Source organism: Actinomycetospora soli, from assembly GCF_021026295.1.
GTDB classification, from domain to species: Bacteria; Actinomycetota; Actinomycetes; order Mycobacteriales; family Pseudonocardiaceae; genus Actinomycetospora; species Actinomycetospora soli.
The window spans coordinates 362,807-369,439 of record NZ_JAJNDA010000006.1; the positions used below are offsets into that span (position 1 = coordinate 362,807).

Sequence of the window (6,633 nt, forward strand, 5' to 3'; positions counted from 1 at the left end):
TGCCTCACTTCGTCCAGGTGAGCTTCGACAGGTCGACGCGCTCGACCTGGTCGGTCTCGAGGTAGGAACCGTTCTCGTTCGCCTGCGCGAGGGTCGTGTCGTCCCACGGCTCCAGGGACTGGATGTAGCCGTAGGGCAGCGGCGGGCCGTGGTAGTCCTTGCCGGCCGGCACGTTCCTCCGGATCGCGAGGACGACCTCGGGCCGCGAGTAGTAGCCGTAGTAGACGAGGGCGCGGATCTGCTCGAAGAACGGGTCCTCGGCCTTCTCCAACGCCTCGACCGCCGTCGCCCGGTCGCTCGGGGAGGCGTCGACGAACGCCTGCCCCAGCTTGTCCAGCGCCGCGACGAAGGAGTCCTCGTCGGCCCAGGGGAAGTGCTTGTTCCTGTACCCGGTCGGCGTGATGTACCGGCCGCAGAAGGCGACGATGTCGGTCTCGCTCGCGTCCGGCCAGTCCGGGTGCGGCGGGATGATGGTGTCGGCCAGGGCCTTGATCACGGCCTGCCGCGGCTCGCTGAACTGCACCGGCTTCTCGAGTCCGCCGAGCCGGGGGCGGCCGGTCTCGAAGTAACCACCACCCTTCCCGGGCTCGACGGTGGCCTCGGGGGCACCCCAGGGCGCGGGGGCCTCCCCCACCGGGGCGCCGCTCTCGGTGTGGACGGCGTTCATGGCATCTCCTCCTCGGGACGTGCTCGTGTGGCTGCGCGGGCACCTGGCGCTCGGTGGCTCGTATCGATGGCACGCTTCGCTGCGCTCAGCGGTGCGTGCGCTCGTCGACCACGCGGCGCGACTTGTGCTCGGCGCGCTCGAGGGTGTTGGCGTCGACGGACTCGAAGGTCACGCGGACGCCGAGGAAGGACTGCAGGCCGGAGCCGGTGGTCGACTCGAACTCCGACCGCTGCCCGTCGGGCAGGGTGCACTCGGCGCGGACGATCATCTCGTCCATCGAGCCGGTGCGGCGGACGACGATCTGGTGCTCGCCGCCGTAGTGCTCGACGGTGCGCAGGTAGTTGTCGACCTCCGTCGGGTACACGTTCTCCCCGCGGATGTGGATCATGTCGTCGATCCGGCCGTAGACGCCGTCGGGCAGCTTCGGGTACGTCCGGCCGCAGGGGTTGTCCTCCATCACCCAGCGGGTGAGGTCGTTGGAGGCGAGCCGGATCATCGGCTGCGACGTCCGCTCGAGGTGCGTGTAGACCGGCGTGCCCTCGCCGCCGTAGGGCACCGTCCGGAACGTCTCCGGGTCGCACACCTCGTGCCAGACGATGTCCTGCCAGAGCAGCATCCCGTCCGGGGTCCCGGCCGTCGCCGACGCCGACATGAACGGCGTCATCTCGGCCATCGTCCCGCAGTCGATCACCGTGGCGCCGAAGCTGTCCTCGATCGCCTTGCGCACCGAGGGCACGGACGCCCCGGGCTCGCCGGAGAAGAACATGACCTTGAGCCCGAACTCGCGGGGGTCGATCTTCTCCTTCTCGGCCACCTCCGCCAGGCGCAGCGCGTAGGACGGCGTCGCGTAGAAGGCCGCGGGCTTGATGCGGGCGAGCCAGGTCACCGCCCGGGACGTCATGCCCTGGGCGCCGGCGCCGAACGGGAGGACGTTGCAGCGCAGCCGCTCGGCGGCGGTCATCGCGCCCCAGGAGCCGAGGTAGAGCGAGAAGAGCGCCGCGACGAACACCGTGTCGCCGGGCCGCACGCCCATCCCCCACAGGATCCGGGCCTGGTTGTCGGCGATGACCTCCCAGTCCCGGCGGCCGAGGGCGAACGCCGTCGGGGCCCCCGTCGTGCCGGAGGTCCCGTGGATGTGGTGGATCTCGGATCGGTCGACGCAGGTGTAGTCGCCGAACGGCGGGTGGTTCGCCTGCGACTCGCGCATCTCCGCCTTGGTGACGACGGGGACCTGCTCGAAGGTGTCGAACGACGTGATGTCGGCCGGCTTCAGGCCCGCCGCGTCCCACTTCGTGCGGTAGAAGTTCGAGTTCGCGTAGGCGTACTCCATGACCTCGCGCAGGCGCACGAGGACCGCGGCGTCGCGCTCGGCCGGGTCCATCGTCTCGCGGACCGGGAACCAGTACGGCGAGTCCGGGTCCGGCAGGTAGTCCTGGTCGTACCGGGCGGGGAACGCCCACTCCTCCATCTGTGCCACGTCAGATCCCTTCCTGACGACGAGCGACCTCGGCGTCGTTCCACGGGGTCAGTGCCTGGTAGTCGGGGACGAAGCCGAGGCCCTTGCCGGAGTCCGGGGACGGCGCGTCCTGTGTGGTGACCACGTCGACCACGGCGGGCGCGTGCTCCAGCGCCCGGCGGATCGCGCCCTCCAGCTCGGCCGGGTCGGTGACCCGCTCGCCGTGCGCCCCGAACGCGCGGGCCATGCCGGCGTAGTCGGAGTCGGCGAGGTCGGTCCCGACGACGAGGCCGTAGTTCTCGGCCTGGTCGTAGCGCTCGATGTTCCAGGCCCGGTTGTTCGAGACGATCACGACGATCCTCGCGCCGTGCCGCACCGCGGTGTCGATCTCGGTGGCGGTGATGCCGAAGGCGCCGTCGCCGGTCACCGCGACGACGGGCCGGTCGGGGTACGCGAGCGAGGCCGCGATCGCGAACGGGGTCGCGACGCCGAGGCAGCCGAACGCCCCGGCGTCGAGGTAGCGCGCGCACCGCGTGATGCCGAGGCGGGCGAACGAGAGCAGGTCCCCGCCGTCGGCGATCATGACGGCGTCGCCGAGGTCCAACGCCTGCCCGTCCAGGGCGTCGAGGGCGCCGAAGATGCGGTTGGGGTGGATGTGCCCGTCGGCGCCGTTCTCCGTCGTGTGCAGGGCCTGCCGGTAGTCCTCGGAGCGCTTCCGGTGCTTGGCCTTCAGCTCGTCGCGCCACGTGGTGTCGGGCGTGTGGTCCTTGAGCGCGTCGGCGAGGGCGGCGAGGGCGGCGCCCGGCTCGGCGAGGATCTCGACCTCGCCCCGCCGGTTGTCGATCAGCTCGCTCGCGGTGTCGGCGATCCGCACGACCGTCGCGTGCGGGAAGACCGCCGGTGAGCCCATGCCGAGCTGGTAGTCGAGCTGGCGGCCGACGGTGATCAGCAGGTCGGTGTCGCGCATGACCGCCGACCGGGCACTCCCGACGGCGGCCGGGTGCGTGTCCGGCACGAGTCCGCGGCTCTCCTGCGTGTCCAGGTAGGCGGCGCCGGAGGCGTCGAGCAGGCGGATCAGGTCGGTGCCGTCGGTGGTCCGGGCGCCGCGCCCGGAGATGATCGCCGGCTTCGTCGCCCCGCGGATCAGGTCGGCGACCGCGGTCACGTCGTCGGGGTGCGGCTGCGGGCGGCGCTTCGGCTTCGCCCGCAGGTGCTCGCGCATCTGCAGGGCCGGCGGCACGTCGCGGCGCAGCACGTCGGTGGGGATCTCGAGGTAGACCGGGCCGGGCTCGCCGCGGTCGCCGGAGGCGCGCGCCCAGGCCTCGTCGAACTCCCGCAGGACCTGGTCGGCGCTGCGCAGGGTGCGGGAGAGGCGCGTGATCGGCTCGAGGATCGCGGTGTGCGGGATGTCCTGCAGCGGGCCCATGTTCGACTGCGGGATGGGCGGGCAGCCGCCGATCACCAGCAGCGGGATGCGCGAGACGGACGCGTTCGCGACGGCCGTGACGGTGTTCGTGACGCCGGGCCCGGCCGTCACCATCGCGACCGCGGTCTGCCCCGTCAGCTCGGTGTGCGCGTGGGCCATGTGCACGGCCGAGCCCTCGTCGCGGACGTCGACGATGCGGACGCCGCGGCGCGCGAGCTGGTCCCAGATGGGCTGGATGTGCCCGCCCTGGAGGCCGAACACGCGGTCGACCCCGTGCTCCTGCAGGAACTCCGCCACGAGGCTCGCGACCTGCACCGACCGACGGGCCGTGCCGGCTCCGCTGCGCTCCGCGTCCTGCCGGTCCGCCATGGACCCTCCTCGTCGAGGTGATGTCCAACACGATCTCGACGTGTTGTGCGTCACCCAACGGTGCAACATTCTGAATTCAGAAGTCAAGGATGAGTTCGCGATCACGGACGGCTACGATCGCAGCGCACGTGACATCCGTTGATCCAGCAGCGGGGACGGAGGAGCACGGGGAGGACGGTCGATGGCGGAGCTGCCGCAGCGGCCCTCGCGGACCGAGCAGGTCTTCGAGGCCATCGTCGACGACATCTGCACCGGTCGGCTGGCGCCGGGGGTCCCCCTGCGCCAGGAACAGCTGGCCGAACGCTTCAACGTGTCCCGGCAGCCGATCCAGCAGGCCCTGCTGCTCCTGCGCAACCAGGGCCTGGTGCGCGAGTTCGGCCGGCGCGGCCTCGAGGTGACGCCGCTCGAGCGCGACTTCGTCAGCCACCTCTACGAGCTGCGCGCGATCCTCGACGGCCAGGCCGCACGGCTCGCGGCCGGCCGCCACACCGACGACTGGCTCCGGCACGCGACCCGCATCGTGGTCGCCGGGCGGCAGGCGTTCGACGACCGCTCGTTCGCGCTCATGGTGCGCAACGACGTCGAGTTCCACCGGACCGTCGTCGAGGCCACCGCGAACCCGCTGCTCGCCGAGAGCGCCGGCGTGATGTGGCGCAACGTCCAGCGCGTGATGGGCGAGGTGCTCCTGCAGGGCGGCGGTCCGGCCTGGGTGTGGGAGGACCACGCGGCGATCCTCGACGCCATCCGCGACCGGGACGGCGACCGGGCCGAGGAGCTCGCGCGCCGCCACGCCGAGCACGGCGAGCAGCTCATCCTGGCGTCCATGCCGACCGGATCGGCCGACTCGACCGATGCTCCGGCACCGGACGACACCATCGGTCCGGCGCCGGACGACACCGCCCCGCTGGCCGAGTAGGCCCTCAGTCGGTGGTGGCCGACCGGTGCACCCCGAGCAGATGGCGGTAGGCCGCGGCACTGAGGCCGTTGAAGGACTGCTCGTCCCCCGTGGTCTCGCGGCGGACCTTGCCGGGCACGCCCGCGACGAGGGAGCCCGGCGGCACGGTCACGCCCTGGGAGATCACCGCACCGGCGGCGACGACGGAACCGCGCCCGACCGTCGCGCCGTTCATGATCACGGCGCCCATCCCGATCAGGACGTCGTCCTCGACGGTGCACCCGTGCACCACCGCGCGGTGCCCGACCGTCACGTTCTCCCCCACCGTGCACGGGAAGCCGGGGTCGGCGTGCAGGACCGAGCCGTCCTGGACGTTGGAGCCCGCGCCGATGGTGATCGCGTCGTTGTCGGCCCGTACCACGGCCGCGTACCAGATGCCGACCTCGGGCCCGAGCGTCGCGCGACCCGCCACGACGGCGCCGGGCGCGATCCACGCCGTCGGGTCGATCTGCGGGGCGTGGCCGTCGACGGTGACGATCAGGTGGTCCATGCCGGGCATCGAATCAGGTCCGACCATGATCACGTCGGGTGGACCACCACGGCTGATGTCGATCACCGTGACGGCCGTGACCGTCCCCTCGACGTGATCACGGCCGGGTGAGGGCCTCCGAGGGCGGTCGTCCCGACGACGGGTCGGTGTCGGGATCCGGATCGTGCGGCCCGGGCGGATCGGCGGCCGGCGGCGTCATGGCCGTCGCCCAGGGCGCCGGCTCGGCCTTCGGGGCCCAGGCCGCGCCGTCACCCGTCGTCGCGACGGGGTCGAGCCCCGGGAGGCCCTCCGGTGGAACCGTCGGGACGGCGGGGGCGGCCGGGGTGAGGTCCCAGCGGCCGTCGACGGGACGGCGCTGGAGGGTGGGGCCGGCGGTGAGCGCCTCGACCGGGACCTCGGCCAGGCGCTGCCGCACCCGCGCCACGACCCGGGCCGGGCCGCGGACCACCGCGGTCAGGACGATCCGGTCGCCGTGCGGGTCGGGGACCTCGCGCAGGACGTGCACACGGCCGTCCCCGGTCTCGACGACGAGGCCCCCGCCGGCCCCGCCGCCCGGTGCGAGAACCGCACCGGCGCGCGCGAGGTCGGCGTGGGCCGCCCCGAGGAGCTCGAGGTCGGCGAGACCGTCGTCCCGGGTGCAGGCGTCGAGCAGGAACCCGCTCCCGATGTCGACGAGCGTCGCGGCGACCACCCGACGGTCGGCGAGCAGGGACTCGAGGACCGTCGACAGGCCGTCCGACCGCACGCACGTCACATGGCGATGACGCGCCACGGCCGGCGGGTCAGCGTCGCCCGGCCTGCTGCGGGAAGTACCCGGGGTCGGCGGGCGCGGCGGTCGGGTCGTCCATGGCGAAGCGCGAGCAGATCATCCGCAGGTCGCGGCGCGCCATCGCGAGGTTGGCCTGCTGCCGGTTGAGCACGAGGTAGAGGAACAGCTTGTCGTCGTCCGTGCGCGAGTAGATCGGCCGGATGATGTGGTACTGGGTGTCGAGGGTGATGAGGATGTCCTCGATCGTCTCGCGCAGGCCCAGCTTCGCCATCACGTCGAACTTCGCGCGGACGACCTCGGAGTTGCCCGGGGCCGCGACGTCGAGGTCGAACTCGGCGCTGCCGCCACGCGAGCCGAGGGTCATGCCGCTCTCGTAGTCGACGAGGGCCACCGCGAAGGCGCCCTTGATGTTCGTCGCGGCGTTGAGGATGTAGTCGATGTCGGCCATCTGGAGAGGCTCCGGTTCTGTGGTGTCTCGGGTCGGGGTGGTCGCCGCGGTCT

The 6,633-nt window shown here is 72.4% G+C and carries 7 protein-coding genes; 1 reads left to right on the plus strand and 6 read right to left on the minus strand.

From position 1 onward, the window contains the following. Nucleotides 1-4: 4 nt before the first annotated feature. The 3 genes from LN037_RS12790 to LN037_RS12800 all read right to left on the minus strand — a co-directional run bounded on the left by LN037_RS12790 (nt 5) and on the right by LN037_RS12800 (nt 3,918). Nucleotides 5-667 (minus strand): gluconate 2-dehydrogenase subunit 3 family protein, encoded by a 663-nt coding sequence (locus tag LN037_RS12790; protein WP_230752955.1) that lies wholly within the window; start codon nt 665-667, stop codon nt 5-7. 85 nt (nt 668-752) lie between these two features. Next, nucleotides 753-2,135 carry a phenylacetate--CoA ligase family protein gene (locus tag LN037_RS12795; RefSeq protein WP_230752985.1) on the minus strand — a complete coding sequence of 461 codons (1,383 nt, stop codon included), beginning with the start codon at nt 2,133-2,135 and terminating at the stop codon, nt 753-755. 10 nt (nt 2,136-2,145) lie between these two features. Next, nucleotides 2,146-3,918 carry a 2-hydroxyacyl-CoA lyase gene (locus tag LN037_RS12800; protein ID WP_230752958.1) on the minus strand — a complete coding sequence of 591 codons (1,773 nt, stop codon included), beginning with the start codon at nt 3,916-3,918 and terminating at the stop codon, nt 2,146-2,148. Between the two features lie 181 nt (nt 3,919-4,099). Here LN037_RS12800 and LN037_RS12805 point away from each other — a divergent pair, with 181 nt between their 5' ends. After that, entirely contained in the window at nt 4,100-4,834 is a 735-nt protein-coding gene (locus tag LN037_RS12805; RefSeq protein ID WP_230752961.1) for a GntR family transcriptional regulator, read from the plus strand. A 4-nt stretch (nt 4,835-4,838) separates the two neighbouring features. Here the strand turns inward: LN037_RS12805 and LN037_RS12810 are convergent, their stop codons facing one another. The 3 genes from LN037_RS12810 to LN037_RS12820 form a co-directional block, all read right to left on the minus strand. Further along, nucleotides 4,839-5,363, minus strand: a complete 525-nt coding sequence (locus tag LN037_RS12810; RefSeq protein WP_230752964.1) for a gamma carbonic anhydrase family protein — start codon at nt 5,361-5,363, stop codon at nt 4,839-4,841. A gap of 97 nt (nt 5,364-5,460) precedes the next feature. Continuing rightward, the gene (locus LN037_RS12815) at nt 5,461-6,108 is read right to left on the minus strand and encodes a hypothetical protein (RefSeq protein WP_230752966.1); all 648 of its coding nucleotides are present in this window, start codon (nt 6,106-6,108) and stop codon (nt 5,461-5,463) included. Nucleotides 6,109-6,145: 37 nt separating this feature from the next. Further along, nucleotides 6,146-6,580, minus strand: coding sequence for a hypothetical protein (locus LN037_RS12820; protein WP_230752969.1), 435 nt, complete (start codon nt 6,578-6,580; stop codon nt 6,146-6,148). Between the last annotated feature and the right edge of the window lie 53 nt (nt 6,581-6,633).

Bases quoted from the DNA above. Each gene is read 5' to 3' on its own strand.
- LN037_RS12795 (WP_230752985.1), bottom strand. From the start codon at position 2,135: ATGGAGGAGTGGGCGTTCCCCGCCCGGTACGACCAGGACTACCTGCCG.
- LN037_RS12820 (WP_230752969.1), bottom strand. From the start codon at position 6,580: ATGGCCGACATCGACTACATCCTCAACGCCGCGACGAACATCAAGGGC.
- LN037_RS12810 (WP_230752964.1), bottom strand. From the start codon at position 5,363: ATGGACCACCTGATCGTCACCGTCGACGGCCACGCCCCGCAGATCGAC.
- LN037_RS12790 (WP_230752955.1), bottom strand. From the start codon at position 667: ATGAACGCCGTCCACACCGAGAGCGGCGCCCCGGTGGGGGAGGCCCCC.
- LN037_RS12805 (WP_230752961.1), top strand. From the start codon at position 4,100: ATGGCGGAGCTGCCGCAGCGGCCCTCGCGGACCGAGCAGGTCTTCGAG.
- LN037_RS12800 (WP_230752958.1), bottom strand. From the start codon at position 3,918: ATGGCGGACCGGCAGGACGCGGAGCGCAGCGGAGCCGGCACGGCCCGT.